Annotated in this window: 16 protein-coding genes and 1 pseudogene; 9 read left to right on the forward strand and 8 right to left on the reverse strand. The window is 73.2% G+C overall.

The genetic code is table 11. The annotated features are described in order from the left end of the window. Positions 1–1,203, forward strand: a complete 1,203-nt coding sequence (locus ACNAVT_RS00800) for an RNA polymerase sigma factor (protein ID WP_416291813.1) — start codon at positions 1–3, stop codon at positions 1,201–1,203. Positions 1,204–1,253: 50 nt separating this feature from the next. After that, positions 1,254–1,403 (forward strand): hypothetical protein, encoded by a 150-nt coding sequence (locus ACNAVT_RS00805; protein ID WP_416291815.1) that lies wholly within the window; start codon positions 1,254–1,256, stop codon positions 1,401–1,403. A 77-nt stretch (positions 1,404–1,480) separates the two neighbouring features. Here ACNAVT_RS00805 and ACNAVT_RS00810 read toward each other — a convergent pair whose 3' ends face one another. After that, positions 1,481–2,182 carry a hypothetical protein gene (locus tag ACNAVT_RS00810; protein WP_416291817.1) on the reverse strand — a complete coding sequence of 234 codons (702 nt, stop codon included), beginning with the start codon at positions 2,180–2,182 and terminating at the stop codon, positions 1,481–1,483. A gap of 223 nt (positions 2,183–2,405) precedes the next feature. Here ACNAVT_RS00810 and ACNAVT_RS00815 point away from each other — a divergent pair, with 223 nt between their 5' ends. The 3 genes from ACNAVT_RS00815 (at position 2,406) to ACNAVT_RS00825 (ending at position 5,778) form a co-directional block, all read left to right on the forward strand. Beyond that, positions 2,406–3,554: a sensor histidine kinase gene (locus ACNAVT_RS00815; RefSeq protein WP_416291819.1), complete on the forward strand. Its 1,149-nt coding sequence runs from the start codon at positions 2,406–2,408 to the stop codon at positions 3,552–3,554. Positions 3,555–3,563: 9 nt separating this feature from the next. Further along, a complete protein-coding gene (locus ACNAVT_RS00820; RefSeq protein WP_416291821.1) occupies positions 3,564–4,226 on the forward strand; it encodes a response regulator in 663 nt (220 codons plus the stop codon). A gap of 157 nt (positions 4,227–4,383) precedes the next feature. After that, positions 4,384–5,778, forward strand: a complete 1,395-nt coding sequence (locus ACNAVT_RS00825) for a hypothetical protein (protein ID WP_416291823.1) — start codon at positions 4,384–4,386, stop codon at positions 5,776–5,778. 91 nt (positions 5,779–5,869) lie between these two features. Here the strand turns inward: ACNAVT_RS00825 and ACNAVT_RS00830 are convergent, their stop codons facing one another. From ACNAVT_RS00830 to ACNAVT_RS00845, 4 genes are all read right to left on the reverse strand, one after another. Then, positions 5,870–6,730: an SRPBCC family protein gene (locus tag ACNAVT_RS00830; RefSeq protein WP_416291825.1), complete on the reverse strand. Its 861-nt coding sequence runs from the start codon at positions 6,728–6,730 to the stop codon at positions 5,870–5,872. Beyond that, complete coding sequence (locus ACNAVT_RS00835) at positions 6,723–7,283, reverse strand: helix-turn-helix domain-containing protein (RefSeq protein ID WP_416291827.1); 561 nt, start codon at positions 7,281–7,283, stop codon at positions 6,723–6,725. The genes ACNAVT_RS00830 and ACNAVT_RS00835 overlap by 8 nt, the downstream gene beginning before the upstream one ends. A 92-nt stretch (positions 7,284–7,375) precedes the next feature. Then, complete coding sequence (locus tag ACNAVT_RS00840; RefSeq protein WP_416291829.1) at positions 7,376–8,719, reverse strand: class I SAM-dependent methyltransferase; 1,344 nt, start codon at positions 8,717–8,719, stop codon at positions 7,376–7,378. Further along, positions 8,716–10,116 (reverse strand): FAD-binding oxidoreductase, encoded by a 1,401-nt coding sequence (locus ACNAVT_RS00845; RefSeq protein ID WP_416291830.1) that lies wholly within the window; start codon positions 10,114–10,116, stop codon positions 8,716–8,718. Before ACNAVT_RS00845 ends, ACNAVT_RS00840 begins: the two co-directional genes overlap by 4 nt. Positions 10,117–10,209: 93 nt before the next feature. Between ACNAVT_RS00845 and ACNAVT_RS00850 the strand changes: the two genes are divergently transcribed. From ACNAVT_RS00850 to ACNAVT_RS00860, 3 genes and pseudogenes are all read left to right on the forward strand, one after another. Next, entirely contained in the window at positions 10,210–10,680 is a 471-nt protein-coding gene (locus ACNAVT_RS00850; RefSeq protein ID WP_416291832.1) for an aminoacyl-tRNA deacylase, read from the forward strand. A gap of 36 nt (positions 10,681–10,716) precedes the next feature. Further along, positions 10,717–11,001, forward strand: a pseudogene (locus ACNAVT_RS00855) (DUF427 domain-containing protein). A 57-nt stretch (positions 11,002–11,058) separates the two neighbouring features. Further along, complete coding sequence (locus ACNAVT_RS00860; RefSeq protein WP_416291834.1) at positions 11,059–11,787, forward strand: RICIN domain-containing protein; 729 nt, start codon at positions 11,059–11,061, stop codon at positions 11,785–11,787. A gap of 4 nt (positions 11,788–11,791) precedes the next feature. On the opposite strand, the gene ACNAVT_RS00865 is transcribed toward ACNAVT_RS00860, so the two are convergent. Then, the gene (locus ACNAVT_RS00865; RefSeq protein WP_416291836.1) at positions 11,792–13,093 is read right to left on the reverse strand and encodes an MFS transporter; all 1,302 of its coding nucleotides are present in this window, start codon (positions 13,091–13,093) and stop codon (positions 11,792–11,794) included. Positions 13,094–13,163: 70 nt separating this feature from the next. On the opposite strand from ACNAVT_RS00865, the gene ACNAVT_RS00870 reads away from it, so the two are divergent. Continuing rightward, the gene (locus ACNAVT_RS00870) at positions 13,164–14,138 is read left to right on the forward strand and encodes a GlxA family transcriptional regulator (protein ID WP_416291838.1); all 975 of its coding nucleotides are present in this window, start codon (positions 13,164–13,166) and stop codon (positions 14,136–14,138) included. Between the two features lie 8 nt (positions 14,139–14,146). Here ACNAVT_RS00870 and ACNAVT_RS00875 read toward each other — a convergent pair whose 3' ends face one another. After that, the gene (locus ACNAVT_RS00875) at positions 14,147–14,623 is read right to left on the reverse strand and encodes a hypothetical protein (RefSeq protein ID WP_416292808.1); all 477 of its coding nucleotides are present in this window, start codon (positions 14,621–14,623) and stop codon (positions 14,147–14,149) included. A gap of 100 nt (positions 14,624–14,723) precedes the next feature. Continuing rightward, positions 14,724–16,676, reverse strand: coding sequence for a VWA domain-containing protein (locus tag ACNAVT_RS00880; RefSeq protein WP_416291840.1), 1,953 nt, complete (start codon positions 16,674–16,676; stop codon positions 14,724–14,726).

The following is a 16,676-nucleotide window of genomic DNA, read 5'->3' on the forward strand; positions in this document are numbered from 1 at the left end:
GTGACCGACGCGGCCGGGGCGGTCGCCGACGCGGGTACCGAGGCGTACCCGCGGATCGTGGCCGCCCTGATCCGCGTCACCGGCGACTGGACACTCGCCGAGGACTGCGCCCAGGAGGCCCTCGCCGCCGCGCTGGAGCGGTGGCCCCGCGACGGCGTACCGGCGAATCCGGGCGGCTGGCTGATGACGGTCGCCCGGAACCGGGCCATGGACACCCTGCGCCGCGCCACGGTGGAACGCCGCAAGCTGCGCGAGCTCGCGCTGCTCACCGATCCCGAGCCGGCACCGACGGGAGGAGACGTGGTGGACGACCGGCTGCGGCTCATCTTCACCTGCTGCCACCCGGCGCTGGCGTTGGAGGCCCGGGTGGCGCTGACCCTGCGCACCGTGGCCGGGGTGCCGACCGCGGACATCGCCCGCGCGTTCCTGGTCAGCGAGTCGACCATGACCCGACGGCTCACCCGGGCGAAGACCCGGATCGCCGCCGCCGGCGTCCCGTACCGGGTGCCGACCGGGTCCGCGCTGGTCGAGCGGCTGCCGGGCGTCCTGGCCGTGCTCTACCTGCTCTTCACCCGGGGGTACGACGCCGACGGTGAGCCTGCCTTCGCCACCGAGGCGATCCGGCTGGCCCGGCTGCTCGCCGCGCTGATGCCGGGCCAGCCGGAGGTGGCCGGGCTGCTCGCGTTGTTCCTCCTGCACCACTCTCGCCGGGCCGCCCGCCGCGACCCGGACGGCAACCTGCTCACCCTCGACGAGCAGGACCGCTCCCGGTGGGACCGGGACGTCGTCGCCGAGGGCGTCGCCCTGCTGGACCGGGCGGGCCACGGCCCGTACGCCCTGCAGGCCCGCATCGCCGCCTGCCACGCCACCGCCCCCACCGGCGCCGACACCGACTGGCCGGCCATCGCCGGCTGGTACGACGACCTGGTCCGGCTCCACCCCACCCCGGTGGTCCGGCTCAACCGGGCGGTCGCCCACGGCTACGCCTACGGACCGGCGGCCGGGCTGGCGCTGCTCGCGGAGGCCCGCGCCGGCGGCGCGTTGGACGGGTACCCGCCGGCGCTGGCCGCCGAGGCCGAGCTGACCGCCCGGCACGGCGACCCCGACCGGGCCGCCGCTCTGTTCCGAGCAGCCGCCGAGGCGGTGGGCTCGGCACCGGAGCGGCGGGCGCTGCTGCGCCGGGCGGCCGACGTGGGTCGGTGAGGAGACGTCCACCCCGGTTTGCGCAGGTCACCCGTGGGTATGCGGCGGCCATGATCGCGCTGCTCGTTGCCCTGTTGCTGGTGTGGTTGGTGCTGGTGGTCATCGGGCTCGTGGCGAAGGGCCTGTTCTGGCTGTTCGTGGTCGGGGCGATCCTGTTCGCCGCGACCGCCATTGTCGCCTGGGTCCGCAGGCGGGTGTGAGCCCGGCCGTCACCACAGCTGTTGGAGGGTGGGTCAGCGCCTGCTGACCCACCCAGCCGCCGGAGCCATACACGCGATCAGGCGATGTTCTCCCGCTCGCGTCCGGCGATGCGGACGCCGGCGACCACCAGGGGCAGCAACAGCAGCGAGAACACCGCACCCATGACGAGGGTCAGGTGCACCGGGATGAACATGACGGCCGCGAAGGTGCCCACGAACGCGAACGTCATCCACCATCCGACCACGCCGGCGCGGGCCAGGCCGATGCAGATCAGCAGCAGGCCGAGCTGGGCGAACATGGTGGTTCCTCGCCACAGCGGCATGAGGCTGGCGCTGTCGACCGCGTCGGAGATGCCGACGGCGACGTCCAGTGGCAGCCGCTGGCCGATCTCCATCCGCCACCAGTCGTCCTTGACCGCCCCGGAGATGTTGAGCAGGCTGACGGCGGCGAGCAGCACGCCGACCAGGGTGAGCGCCCGCCCCCGCGCGCCACGGACCAAACCGGGCACCGCGAGCAGGCCGAGCGCGCCGATCAGCGTGCCGTAGTGCAGCAGGATCGCGGAGAGTTGGGTCTGCCCGCTGTCCTGGGCGAGCGAGAGCACGTAGTCGGCGGTGGACTCGCTGGCCTGCGGGGGGCAGGTCAGCATCCCGGCGAGGAATAGGACCGGACCGCCGATGAGCGCGCCCGCGCCGAGACGGCGCAGCGCGTTCTGGCCGCGGGTACCGCCGCCGGTGGCCGTCGGCTCGGTCAGGCCGGCGCTGTTGATGTTGCTGATCATCGTCACTCCCTGTCGCGGGCCGCACTCGGGCGGCCGTTGGCGTGTCGGTGCTGACGATGCCGTCCACGGGCGTTCGGGCGCGTCCGTCGCGGCGCACCGGGTCGGACCACCCCACCAGTGGATACGCGCCCCTCCCGCGCTCACCGAACGGTGGACCTGGAGCCGGTCGCCATCCACCGCACGGCGGACGGCAGCGGCGAATCGGCCACCTACAGTGCCAACCATGACCCTCGCCCGGCTACGCGATCCCGGCCTCATCCCGTTCGTCCTCGGGCCGCTGATCGGCGTACTCGCGGTCGTGGAGACCACCCTGGACCCGTTCTTCGGGGACGCCGCGGTCGCCACCTGGGTGTCGGGCGTGCTTCTCGGCGGCGGGATCGTCCTGGCGCGGCGGTTCCCGCTCACCGGCACGGTGCTCGCCGCCGGCTGCTACCCCGTCGGGGCGCTGCTGGGCGCGCCGGGCCCGGGCGGGGCGGCCATGATCGGGCTGATCGGTGTGGTGGGCTGGGTCGGGTGGCGGGAGCCGCCGCGGCGTTCGTCGATCGCGCTCGGCGTTGGGGCCGTCGCGCTCGCCCTCACCTCGGTGGTCACCGGCAAACCCTCCTGGGAGCTGCTGTTCGTCCCGGCGATCCTGGTGCCGGGCTGGTTCCTGGGGCTGCTCGCCCGCAGCAACGCCGCCCGTGCGGCCCAGCTCGCGGACCTGGCCGCGGCGTTGGAGGCCGAACGCGAGGCCAACGCGCAGGCCGCGGTGATCCAGGAGAGGGCGCGCATCGCGCGGGAGGTCCACGACGCGGTCGCCCACTCGGTCAGCGTGATGACGTTGCAGCTGGGTGGGCTGCGCCGGCAGCTTGCCGATCGCCCGGAACAGCAGGAGATCGTGCTGGGACTCGAGCGCCTCGGCCGCCAGTCCGTGGAGGAGATGCGGGGGCTGGTGGGCATCCTGCGGGAGAGCGGCACGGCCGGGGCCGCCGCCCCGCAGCCCACGCTGGAGCGGGCCGACGCCCTGCTGGCCGAGGTGCAACGGGCGGGCCTGCCGGTGCGGCTACGGGTGGAGGGCGAGCCGGTGCCCCTGCCCCGCAGCCTGGACACCTCGGCCTACCGGGTGCTGCAGGAGGCGATGACCAATGTGCTTCGCCATGCGGGTTCCGTACCGACGGCGGTGACCATCTCCTACGCCGGGGACGGGGTCACCGTGTCCGTCGTCAACGAGCCCGGCGATCTCGTGCCGGCCCGCGCTCACCATCGCCGGGGCGGCCACGGCCTGGTGGGGATGCGCGAGCGGGTGGCGCTCTTCGACGGGTCATTCGACGCGGGACCGCTGCCGGAGGGCGGGTACGCGGTGCGGGCCCACTTCGCGGTGCCGGGCCGGTAGGAGTCGATCATGAGCATCTCGGTCGTACTGGTCGACGACGAGGCGATGGTCCGGGTCGGCCTGCGGATGGTGCTGAGCGGCGAGCCCGACATCACCGTGGTGGGCGAGGCGTCGGACGGCGACCAGGCGGTCGACCTGGTCACCCGTACGCGACCGGACGTCGTGCTCATGGACATCCGGATGCAGCGCGTCGACGGCCTGGAGGCCTCGCGGCGGCTGCTCGCCGCGGCACCGGACACGAAGATCATCATTCTGACCACGTTCGACGAGGACGAGCACGTGGCGGCGGCGCTACGGGCGGGCGTGAGCGGGTTCCTGCTCAAGATCTCCCCACCGGAGCAACTCGTCGAGGGAGTGCGGTCCGTGGCGGCCGGGCGCGGACTGCTCGACCCGGCGGTCACCCTCCGGGTCATCCGCGGCTTCGCCGCGCAACCGGAACCGGTCCGCCTCCGGTCCAGCGAACTCGACCAGCTCACCGCCCGCGAGATCGACGTGCTGCGCCTCGTCGCGGAGGGGCTCACCAACGCCGAGATCGGCGGTCGCCTCTTTCTTGGCGAGGCCACCGTCAAGACCCACCTCTCCCGGGTGCTGATGAAGCTGAATCTGCGTACCCGGGTGCAGGCCGTCGTGTACGCGTACGAGAGCGGTCTCGTCCGACCGGGAGAGCGCTGAACTGGACGAACAGGGCGCCGGCCGCCGACTGTTGGAGCGAGGCACGCATGCTGTTCACCCGCTCGTCACAGCGGACCGCCGATCGCTTCACCTGGTCCTCGTAGCGTCGCCGACGCGTCCGCGGTCGCGGGCACTCCCCCGCTAGGAGGAAGCAACGATGCACATCTTTTCCAAGCGGCGGCTGTCGGCCGTCGCCATCGCCGGAGCGGCTGCCCTGGCCGTCGGCAGTGCCGCGTCGGCGGCGCCGGGCGGCTCGACCGGCCCGAGCAGCAGCGACGCCCCGTACCAGGTCCGCGCCACGCCCGGCATCACCCTGACGTCGCTGCTCACCACCGGCGACTCGGTCGGCGGCTACCGCATGGCCGGCATCCCCGACGGCCTCGGCGCGTTCGACAACGGCGACGGCACCTTCACCGTCCTGATGAACCACGAGTTCGCGAACAACGCCGGCGTGCTCCGGGCGCACGGCGGCAAGGGCGCCTTCATCTCGAAGTGGGTCATCGACAAGAAGACCCTGCGGGTGCTGTCGGGCAGCGACCTGATCCGCAAGGTCTTCCTGTCCAGCAACGGGCAGTACGTCGACACGCCGGGTGCCGTGTTCAACCGGCTCTGCTCGGCCGACCTGGCCGCCCGGACCGCGTACTTCAACCCGGTCACGGGCAAGGGCTACGACGGCCGGATCTTCACCAACGGCGAGGAGTCGACCGGCGGGCGCGCCTTCGGCCACGTCGTCGAGACCGGCGAGTCCTACGAGCTGCCCGGCTTCGGCACCGGGAGCTGGGAGAACATCGTCGCCAACCCGGCCAGCGGCGACAAGACCGTGGCGATGGGCACCAGCGACGGCGGGGCGGGCGAGGTCACGCTCTACGTCGGTGACAAGAAGACCACCGGGAACCCGGTGGAGAAGGCCGGCCTCGCCGGCGGCAGGAGCTACACCATCGCCGTGCCGAGCATGGCGGTGGAGGACAGCACCACGGCGTGGACCAAGGGCTCCCTGCCCTTCACGCTGTCGTCCACCGGCGGCACCTCGTTCGACCGGCCCGAGGACGGCGCCTGGGACCCGAACAACCCGAGCGACTTCTACTTCGCCACCACCGCCAGCATGACCAAGCACAGCCGGCTGTGGAAGCTGTCGTTCAACGACGTGACCGACCCGGCCAAGGGCGGCACCCTCACCATGGTGTTCGAGGGCCCGGCGGACCAGGCCAGCGGCCCGAAGATGATGGACAACATCACCATCAACGACCGCGGCCAGGTGCTCATGCAGGAGGACCCGGGCAACCAGGTCTACCTGGCGGGCGTCTACCAGTACGACATCGCCTCGGGCGCGGTGCGCCGGATCACCGACCACGACCCGCAGCGCTTCCTCGCCGGCGGCAAGTACTTCGACACCAATGACGAGGAGTCGTCGGGCATCATCCCGGTGCCGTTCCTCGGTGAGGGCAAGTACCTGCTGGACGTGCAGAACCACACCAAGTCCGCGGACCCGGAGCTGGTCGAGAAGGGCCAGCTTCTCGTCCTGAACGTGCCCCCGGGCCAGCCGGTGCGGTAAGTATCCACACCAGGGGCCCGGGCAGACGCACTTGACGTCTGCCCGGGCCCTCGCGGTTTTCCGAGCTGGCCGCCCGCCGCGCAGGGGGTGGTCAGCTGGTCGAGCTGCCCGCCGGCAGTTCCTCGGCGAGCCAGATCGGCTGCCAGTCGGCCATCTCGTGGAAGCGGCGCAGCTCCGACAGCCCGGACACCGACCCGGTCCACGCCGCGTACGGGGGGTTGCCCTCGTCGAAGCCGCTCTGCACGAAGGTCAGCCGGGTCTTCCCGCCGGACTCGGCCAGCTCCCAGGTGCTGACGCCGGTCGGTCCCCAGTCGATGGACATCTTGCGGCCCGGCTCCAGGTCGACCACCTTGGCCGCGTACCCGTTCTCGAAGCCGCCCATGGCGTACCGGCCGCCGACCCAGGGCTCGATGCCGATCGGGAACCCGAACCAGGCGCTGGCCTGCTCGGAGTCGGTCAGCGAGGTCCACACCCGGTCCAACGGGGCGTTGATCATCAGCTCGCCGCGCAGGTCGGCCGAGGTGAAGTCGGTGCGGGGCAGCAGGTCGCGCCCCTCCAGGTGGGCGTTGAGGTTGGCCAGCGCCAGGCTCCACCAGGTCTGCAGCACACCCCGGATGGTGCTGCCGTCGAGCGCCTCGCTGAAGACGAAGTGGCTCTGCCGCAGGGTCAGCTCGGTGTGCTCCCCCTGCGGCGTCAGCTCGATCTCGCTGGTGGTCTCCACGTCGCCGAGCAGCCAGGCGAAGCGCAGGGTGTGGTCGTCGGCGTGCAGCAGTCGCTGGTGCGGGGCGTCGCCCTCCGGCGTGAAGCGGCCCCAGAACACGTACCGCTGCGGCAGCTCGACCTCGGCGTGCTCGGCGAACCAGACGCGCAGCTCGGCGGGGTCGGTCAGCGCGCGCCGCACACGCTCCACCGGCGCGGCGAGCCGAACCCGGATGGTCAGCAGATCACTCATTGTTTTCGCCCTTCGGGTAGCAGGCCACGGCGAGCTTGAAGGCGTCTCCCTCGGCGCCGCCGTAGCGGGTGAACAGGTCCTGCAGCGTCGACTGCAGGTCGTGCAGGAACTCCTGGCGCCGCTCGGCCGGCACCCGGATCTCGCCGGAGACGCCGATCGACGGCAGCTCGGGCGCGGCGCGGTCGAGGGCCGCGATGTCGGCCTGGACCTCCTCCATCAGGTCGAGCAGGTAGCCCAGGCTCAACTCGTCCTGCGCCCGCCGCGCCCCGCCGATCCGTCCAACGAGGCGGGGTGACAGCCAGTACGACCGGGCAACGGCCTGGTAGATGCCCTCGGTGATGCCGCGCACCCGCCGCTCGGACACCTGCTCCGCCAGCCCGGCCGCGACCAGCTGCTTGACGTGGTAGTAGACGCGCTGCGGCGTCTGCCCCAGCAGGCCCGCGACCTCGGTGCAGGTGCGGGGCTCGGCGAGGTGCCTCAGCACCTCGATGCGCTGCGGCTTGAGCAGGGCCTCTGCCTGCTCACGTTCTTCCAGGTACAGGACGTCTCTCATGGCAAAATCAGTTTGTACGTACAAAACTTCTTTGTCAATAGGTTCGACGAAAGGCCGCGCGAACCGCGCGGCCCTTCGCTGATCCGATGAGGTCAGGGCGTCCAGTCGGGACGCAGCGGGTAGCGGTTGACGCCCTGCGCGGCGTTGTGGGTGGCGACCACCTGGTGCAACTGGATCTCGTTGCGCTCGAAGGCCATCCGGGAGCCGGCCATGTAGAGCCCCCACACCCGGGCCGTGCCCGGGCCCACCTCGCCGACGCAGAAGTCCCAGTGCTCGACCAGGTTGCGGCACCAGCCGGCCAGCGTCAGCGCGTAGTGCTGCCGCAGGTTCTCCTCGTGGTGCACCTCCAGCCCGGCGTCGTGGATCTCGCTGATCAGCCGGCCCGGCCCGGCCAGCTCGCCGTCGGGGAAGACGTACCGGTCGATGAACGCGCCGGAGCGGTGCGGGGCACGATTGTCCGCGCGGGTGATGCAGTGGTTGAGCAACCGTCCGCCGGGCTTCAACCGGCTGCGCAGCGCCCCGAAGTAGGCCGGGTAGTTGCGCACCCCGATGTGCTCGGTCAGCCCGATCGAGGAGATGGCGTCGAACTGCTCGTGCGGCGCGTCCCGGTAGTCCAGGTGCCGCACCTCGGCCAGCTCACCCAGCCCCTCCCGCTCGATCGCCGCCTGCGCCCACTGCGCCTGCGCCCACGACAGGGTCACCCCGAGCGCCTTGACGCCGTATTCCCGGGCCGCGTGCCGGACCATGCCGCCCCAGCCGCAGCCGACGTCGAGCAGCCGCATCCCCGGTTTGAGCGCCAGCTTCCCGGCGACCAGGTCGTACTTGGCCCGCTGCGCCTGCTCCAGCGTGTCGTCGGGGCTGTGGTACACCGCGCAGGTGTACGTCATGGACGGGCCGAGCACCTTCTCGTAGAAGGCGTTCGAGACGTCGTAGTGGTGGGAGATCGCGCTGCTGTCCCGGTGGCGTGAATGACGCAGCCCGGTCATCACCCGTTTCCAACGCGGCGCGGCCTCCTGTGGCGGGGGCGGCGGCGGCATCAGCCGCTCCCAGCCCAGCCCCTTCACCAGGGGCAGCGCCTCGCCCACCGGCGGGATCCGCAGGTGCACCTCGTCCTTGACCACCTTGAGCGCCTCGTACGGGTCGCCCGGGTGCACGCCCTCCAGCCCCAGATCACCGCTCACGTAGGCACGGGCCATGCCCAGGTCGCCGGGCGCGGTCAGCAGGTAGGACAGCCCCCGCTCGGAATGGATCGTCAGGGTGATCCCGGCGTCGGCCGGGCCGACGGCGCTGCCGTCGTATCCGGTGATGCGAATGGGCAGGTCGCCCGTGGTGACCGCGCGGATCACGTCCGCCACGGTCGGTCCGGTACGCCGGCCGCCCGCCGGTGGGTCGGCCGGGGCGTTCGCCGCCCCCTGTTCTCGATCGATCAGACTCATGCTCGCGCTACCGCCTTCTCGTACAGTCCGGTAAGCCGGTGATCCGGGTCGTAGCGGTGCTTCACGGCGCGCCAGGTCTCCCCGCCGTAGAGCCGGTCGAACACCTCCCGGTCGTAGTACGCGTCGGAGTAGAGCGACTTGTGCCCGCCCGTCTCCGACACCGCGCGCTCGATCTCCCGGTTGACGTCGCCGTCGGCGGCGCCCTCGGTGATCGGCACGCTCCCCCAGAAGCCGATGTTCACGTAGGTCTCGCCGGGCCGGAGGGGGTACAGCGGCCAGGCGCGTGCGGATCCGGGGCCGGCCGGCTCGCGCAGCCGCAGCGGGCAGAGCCAGACCGGAGTCATCTGGACCGCCCGGGCGAACCAGCGCAGGAACTCGGGGGTGCGGTCGAGCGGGATCTCCACGTCCTGCACCACCCGTTCCCGGGCCGGACGGCCCCGCCAGCGGTCGATCCGGGCGGCCACCTGGTGCTGGTGCTCCAGCCGGACGATGCGGTGGTAGACGTCGCTGCGCCGCCACCGCGCCGGCCAGAGCCGGCGGACCGTCGGGTGCTGCACCCCGAACGCCGCCGAGCACCAGAACCAGTCGGTGTCCCAACGCCACAGATAGTCGTACGTGGTGAGCACGTCCCGGGTGCGCCGGCGCAGCGACCGGTAGTAGATGTCCTGGCCGGTGTAGTCGCTGGGCCGCCCGGTGGCGTCGTCGACGAAGGTGGCGAGCACCAGGTACGCCTCGCCGGGGCTGAACATCACCCCGTCCATCCCGTCGACCGGGTCGCCCTCCCAGGAGCCCTTGGCGACCACCTCGCCGATCGCCTCGGCCAACTCCTCCAGCCGGGTGAACCGGATGTTGCGCAGGGCCACGTACCGGCGGACCGGCTGGAGCTCGATGCGCAGCCGGGTGGCGTAGCCGAGGCTGCCCAGCGAGTTGGGGAAGACCCGGAACAGGTCGGCGTGCTCGCCCCCGGGCCGGGCGGTGACGATCTCGCCGGCCCCGGTGAGGACGTCCATCTCGCACACCGACTCGTGCGGCAGCCCGTTGCGGAACGAGGTGGACTCGATGCCCAGCCCGGTGACCGCGCCCCCCAGGGTGATCGTGCGCAGTTGCGGCACGACCAGCGGCATCAGCCCGTGCGGCAGGGTGGCGTCGACCAGGTCCTCATAGGTGCACATGCCCTGCACGTCGGCGGTCCGCGCGGCCGGGTCGACGGAGAGCACCCCGGTCAGGCCGCTCACGTCCAGACCCGGGCTGCGCGGTGCCGATCTCGGGCGGAACAGGTTCGAGGTGCGTTTGGCGAGCCGTACGGGCTCTCCGGCGGGCACCGCGGCGTACGACCGCCGCAGCGTGTCCACCGCTTGATCATGGTCAACCGGATGATCCACACGCTGTGCACGCATGAGATCACATTACGCCTGCTCGGCTGCCGTGGCGGGATGTCCACCATGGCCTTTTCGGGTCCTCCGGTCGGCCGGCGAGCTAACGTGGCCGGCATGCCATCCACCGCGATCGCCGCTCTCGACGCCGCCGGACTGCCCTACCGGGTGATCCGGCACGGCCCGGTGCGCAGCCTCGCCGAGGCGGCGCGGGCGCGCGGCGTCGCGGTCCCCGACGTGGTCAAGACCATCGTGGTGCGCCGGGGCGAGGACGACCATCTCTTCGTGCTCACCCCCGGCGACCGGGTCATCTCCTGGCCCAAGCTGCGCGCCCTGCTCGGGGTGAGCCGGATGTCCATGCCGGACGCCGAGTCGGCCCGGGCCGCCACCGGCTACGAGCGGGGCACCATCACCCCGTTCGGCTCGACCACCGCCTGGCCGGTGGTCGCCGACGAGCGGCTGTGCGGCCGGGAGATCACCCTGGGCGCGGGCGAGCACGGAGTCGCCGTGGCGGTCGACGCCGACGCCGCCATCGCCACGCTCGGCGCGACGGTCGCCGACGTCACCGACCCGGAACCCGCCCGCTGACGGTGGCCGGTTCGCCCGCGGGCATAGCGTGGGGGCATGCCGAGAGCCGTCTGGAATGACCTGATCGTCGCGGAGAGTGACGAAACGGTGCTGGTCGAGGGCAACCACTACTTCCCGCGTACGGCGCTGCGCGCGGACCTGATCCGGGACTCCGCCACCCACACGTTCTGCCCGTGGAAGGGCACCGCGTCGTACTACACGCTCGAACACGAGGGCCGGACCAGCGCCGACGCCGTCTGATACTACCCCGACCCGAAGCCCGAGGCGGAGATGGTGCGCGATCGGGTGGCGTTTTGGAAGGACGTCCGGGTCGTCGACTGAGTCACCCGGCCCCGGGGCGACTGGCCACCCACGGTCGCCGTGGGTGAGGATGCCTCCATGTCCGAGCCACGCACCGACCCGCCCGGCACCGTCTACGGCACCCGCCGTTCGGTCGCGTCTCTCCTGCCGCAGGACCCGCTGATGCGGATCGCGCTGGGCGTCGCCGTGGTCGGCGTACTCGTGGGGGTCCTCTTCGTCAGCGGGGTGCTCGGTGGCGGCGGCGACCAGCCGATGGTGCCCGCAGCCGCCGCCGCGCCGAGCCCGACGGCGAGCGAGTCGAGCGAGGCCGAGCCCACCACCGAAGCGGCACCCAGCACCGAGGCCGCGCCCACCACGGAGGCGCCGCCGCCGGCGCCCCCGCCGGCCCCCGCGGCCGGGCCGAAGGTGTTCCGCGGGGTGCCCTCCGGGCGCTGCGTCGCGGCGATCGGCGACAACCCGGAGGGTGCGCAGGCGGCGCTGGCCGACTGCACCGGCGGCCCGGAGCAGCAGTGGGTGGCCACGCAGGTCGCCGCCGACGTGTTCAGCCTGACCAACGCGGTCAGCGGCATGTGCCTGGACGTCTACGGGCAGAGCACCGACGACGGGACGAACGTGGTGCAGTGGTCCTGCAACGGGCAGGCCAACCAGCAGTGGCGGCTCGCCCCGGCCGACGGCGGAGCGGTGCTGCTGGTCGCGGTGCACAGCGGCAAGTGCGCGCAGGTCCACGGCGCAGGCACCGAAGCGGGCGGCCCACTCGAACAGGCGCCCTGCACCGGCGCTCCCGAACAGCAGTGGGCGCTCGGCTGAGGGGTCAGCCCCGGTAGCTCCACGCCCGCCGACCGGCGGCGACCGGCACCGGTTCGACCAGCACCGGCACCGGCTCCCGGCGGCGCAGCAACAGGGAGAGCCCGGCCGCACCGATCGACAGCGCTCCGGCCGCGTACCAGGCCAGGGCGTAGTCGCCGAGCTGGTCACGGACCAGCCCGGCTCCGGTCGCCGCCACCGCCGCGCCGACCTGGTGGGCGGCGAACACCCAGCCGAAGACCACCGCGCCGGACGCGCCGAAGTACTCCCGGCACAGCGCCACGGTCGGCGGCACCGTGGCCACCCAGTCCAGGCCGTAGAAGACGATGAAGACCAGCATGCTGGGCTCGGCGGTGCCGGCGAAGAGACCCGGCAGCACGAGCAGTGACGCGCCGCGCAGCGCGTAGTAGGCGCCGAGCAGCAGCCGGCTGTCCACCCGGTCGGTGAGCCAGCCGGAGGCCACCGTGCCGACGATGTCGAAGATCCCGACCAGGGCGAGCAGACCCGCGGCCGTGGTCTCCGGCATGCCGTGGTCGTGCGCGGCCGGCACGAAGTGGGTGCCGACCAGGCCGTTGGTGGTCGCTCCGCAGATGGCGAAACCGCCGGCGAGCAGCCAGAACGGCCGGGTCCGCGCGGCGGCGGCGAGTGCGCCGACCGCCCGGGCCGCCGCCCCGCCGGCCGGCGGCGCCGGCGGGGACACCTCGGTCGCGCCGTAGGCGGGCAGGTCGAGATCCGCCGGGTGCTCGCGCAGCAGCCAGGCCACCAGGGGTACGACCGCCAGCGCGGCCCCGGCGACGACCAGCGCCGCCAGCCGCCAGCCGTGGTCGCGCACCAGCACGGCGAGCAGCGGGAGGAAGACCAGTTGCCCGGCCGCCCCGCCCGCGGTGAGCACGCCGGTGACCAGGCCCCGGCGGTGGACGAACCAGCGCCCGGTCACCGTCGCCACGAACGCCAGCGCCATCGAACCGGTGCCCAGCCCGACCAGGACGCCCCAACAGAGGATCAGCTGCCAGCTCTCGCTCATCACGACGGTCAGCCCGCTGCCGAGGGCCACCAGCACCAGCGCGGCGGCCACCACCCGGCGGATGCCGAACCGGTCCATCAGCGCGGCGGCGAACGGGGCGGTCAGCCCGTAGAGCATCAGGTTGACCGAGACGGCGGCGGAGATGGTGGCCAGCGGCCAGCCGAACTCGGCGTGCAGCGGGTGCAGCAGCACCCCGGGGGTGGCGCGGAAGCCGGCCGCGCCGACCAGCGCCACGAAGGCGACGGCGGCCACGGTCCAGGCCGGGTGGAGACGGTGTCGGGTCACGCACCGAGTCTCCGGGTCGGCCGCCGGCACGACGAGTGGCCGGAAAGCCATCATGCGCAATAATCGGGCCATGGCTGTCGTCCCGCACCGGATCGCGGTGCTCGCCCTCGATGACGTGGTCGGCCTCGACCTGGGCACCCCGTCCCAGGTCTTCGGCACCGCCCGCACCGGCGACCTCGATCAGCTCTACACCGTCGAGGTCTGCACCCCCGGTGGTGGCCCGGTCCGCAGCACCGCCGGCTTCCAGGTCCTTCCCGAGCACGGGCTGGAGCTGGTCGAGGCGGCGGACACGGTGATCGTCCCCGGCATCCACGACGGCCCGCCGATGGTCGACGGGACGGTGGATCCGCAGGTGGCGGCGGCGCTGCGCGCCGCCCACCAGCGGGGCACCCGGATCATGTCGATCTGCACCGGCGCGTTCGTGCTGGCCGCCGCCGGCCTGCTCGACGGCCGTCGGGCCACCACCCACTGGGCGTACGCGGACCGTTTCCGCCGGCTCCACCCGGGCGTCGACCTCGACCCGGACGTGCTGTTCCTCGACTCCGAAGGGGTGCTCACCTCGGCCGGGGTGGCCGCCGGCATCGACCTCTGCCTGCACGTCATCCGCACCGACCACGGCAGCGCGGTGGCCAACCGGTCCGCTCGGCGCTGCGTGGTGCCACCGTGGCGGGACGGCGGCCAGGCCCAGTACATCGAACGCCCGATCCCCCGCACGGCGGAGGCGGGCACCGCGGCCACCCGGGAATGGGCCCGGCAGCGGCTGCACGAGCCGGTCGCCCTGCGCGACCTGGCCGCGCACGCCCGGATGAGCGTCCGCACCTTCACCCGGCACTTCCGCTCCGAAACCGGGCTCAGCCCGGCGCAGTGGCTGCTCCAACAGCGCACCGACCACGCCCGGCTGCTGCTGGAGACCACCGGCCTGACCGTCGACCAGATCGCCCGGCACGCCGGCTTCGGCACCGCCGCCGCCCTGCGCCAGCACTTCCACCACCGCGTCGGCGTCGCCCCCACCGCCTACCGGCGCACCTTCCGCCGCATCTCCTGAGCCGCCCGTCAGGCGGGCTGCGGATGGTGGCGCAGCGCGCGGAGCTGGGCCAGGTGCATCGGGAGGTGGACCCGGGTGTGCAGGTCCAAGGCCCGCCCCCAGGGCAGCGACTCGTCCACGTCCAGGTCGAAGCCCTCCCGCAGCACGGTGTCGACCGGGGTCTCCGCGGCCGGGCCGAGGCGCTCGGCGAGGGTGCACAGCTTCTGGCTGGTGGCCCGCAGCAGCGCGGCCAGCGCGTCCAACCCGCCGCACTCGGACACCAGCGCGTCGAGCTGCGGCCGGTGAATGGTCTCCAGGTCGTAGTACGCGAACGGCGAGCCGGCCAGCACCGCCTCGGTCGCCTCGCTCATCAACTCGTCGTTGGCCGCCAGGTGGGCGACGATCTGCTCGGCGCTCAGCTCCCCGTCCTCGGGCGGCCCGAACCCGCCCGCGTCCACCTCCACGAGCACCGCCTCGTACACCCGCCGCAGCTCCGCGGCGTCCACGCCGTCCATGCCCGCATCCAACCGCGCCCGCGGACGGCGCCGCCGCGACTACCGCGCCGGGTTCACCCGGACGGGGTCCGGGCACCTCTGTCGGTGCGCGTCAACGTCGGCCGTGACGGGCGCGCAGGTAGTCGGAGACGACGTACTCGCCGAGGTCGTCGAGGTCGGGGGTGAACATCCGGCCCTTGGATCGGCGGGCCACCGCGTCGACGAAGCGGCGCAGGCCCGGGTCGTCGCCCAGCATGAACAGGTTCAGCGTGGCACCGTAGCGGGTCAGCCGGTCCACCTCCCGGACGGTCGCCTCGATCGTCTCGGGCAGCGGCGGCCAGTGGAAGTACGCCTCGCCGTCCTCCGGGTCCAGGTGCGCGGTGGGTTCGCCGTCGGTGACCACCAGTACCACCGGCTCGGCGCCCGGGTGCCGGCGCAGGTGCCGGCCGGCGAGCCGCAGCGCGTGCTGCAGGTTGGTGCCCTGCTGCAGGTCCGGCTCCACCGCCGCCAGCTCCTGCTGGGTCAGCGGCCTCGCCTCCCGGCCGAACCCGACGATCTGCAACGCGTCCTGCGGAAAGCGCGTCGCCACCAGGTGCGACAGCGCCAGCGCCGTCTGCTTCATCGGCCCCCAGCGGCCCTGCGAGATCATCGAGTACGACAGGTCGACGCAGAGCGCCACCGCCGCCGACGCCCGCCGCTCGGTCTCCACCACCTCGAAGTCCTCGACCGCGAGCTGCACCGGCACGCTCGGTCCCGACCGGCGTACCGCGCGGGTGAGCGTGCGCACCACGTCGAGGGGCTGCTCGTCGCCGTACTCCCACTGCCGCGACGCGCCGCTGACCTCGCCGGCGGCACCGGCCGAACGCAGGTCGTGCTGGCCCCGCGGGCCGGCGGTCAGATCGGCGAAGACCCGCCGCAGCGCGGTGCCGGCGAGCCGGCGCAACGCCTTCGGGCTGAGGGTCAGCCCGTCGGGGTCCCGGGTCACCCAACCCTGGCGGCGCAGCTCCCGCTCCAGGTCCCGCAGCCGCCGTACGTCGTCCGCGGCGTCCCGGCCCAACGTCCGGGCCACCGCGTCGACATCCACGTCGTCCAGGGTGGCGCCGGGCTGGTCCTGGTCGAGCTGGTCGAGCAGCTCGTCCAGCTCGGCGATCTCACCGAGCGCCCCGGTCGCCTCGCCGTAGCCGAGCGGCTGGTCGCCCCGGATCCGCTCGCCGCGCTGCCAGTTCAGGTCGGGGCGCAGCGCCCGCAGCTGGGCGTCGAGCTGCGACAACTCCCCGGCCAGCTGCTCGCCCAGGGACTGGCGCATCAGCCCGGCGAGCTCCTCGCGCTGCCGGTCCGACAGCGACCGCATCAGCCGCTCCCCCGCCGCCGCCCGCCGGGCCAGGACGTCGACCAGCTCGTCGACGTCCTTCGGCCGCTCCGGGAAGAACTCGCCGTGCCGGCGCATGAACTCGGCGAACGCGTCGGTGGTGTCCTCCGAGCGGGCGTGCCGGGCGAGCAGGTCGTTGAGGTCGCGCATCATCTCCGCGAGCCGTTGCTGGGCGGCCGGATCGGCGGCCGCCCGCGCCGCGTCCCGCAGCCCGGCGAAGCGCTGCTCCAGCACCTCGCCGCGCAGCCCGTCCAGGATTCGCTGGTACGTCCGCCGGGCCTCGTCGCTGGCCCAGTCGTACCCGGCCAACTCCGCCACCGCCCGGGCGGTCGAGCGGGGCAGAGCGTCCAGCACCGCCTCGGCGAAGCGCGCGTCGTCGCCGTCCCGGCCGCGCAGCTCCTCCCGCTCGGCGGCGAGGGCTTGGTCCAGCAGCGCCTGGGACCGGGTCACCGCGCCGTCCAGGTCGCCCCGGCACAGGGCCTCCCGGCGCAGCCGCCGGGCCCGGGCGGCCAACTCGTCCAGGCCGCCGCGTCCCTGCGGGCCACGCCGCAACAGGTCGCGCAGCGCCTCCCGCAGGCTGCCGCCGGCCAGCACCTCCGCACCGACCGCGTCCACCGCGGCCCGTACGTCGTACGGCGGGGCGAGCGGGTCGGGCCCGCCGCGCCACTGGCCGTACCGGAACCGGTTGCCGGCCAT

Source organism: Micromonospora sp. SL4-19 (assembly GCF_047921475.1).
Taxonomy (GTDB): Bacteria; Actinomycetota; Actinomycetes; order Mycobacteriales; family Micromonosporaceae; genus Micromonospora.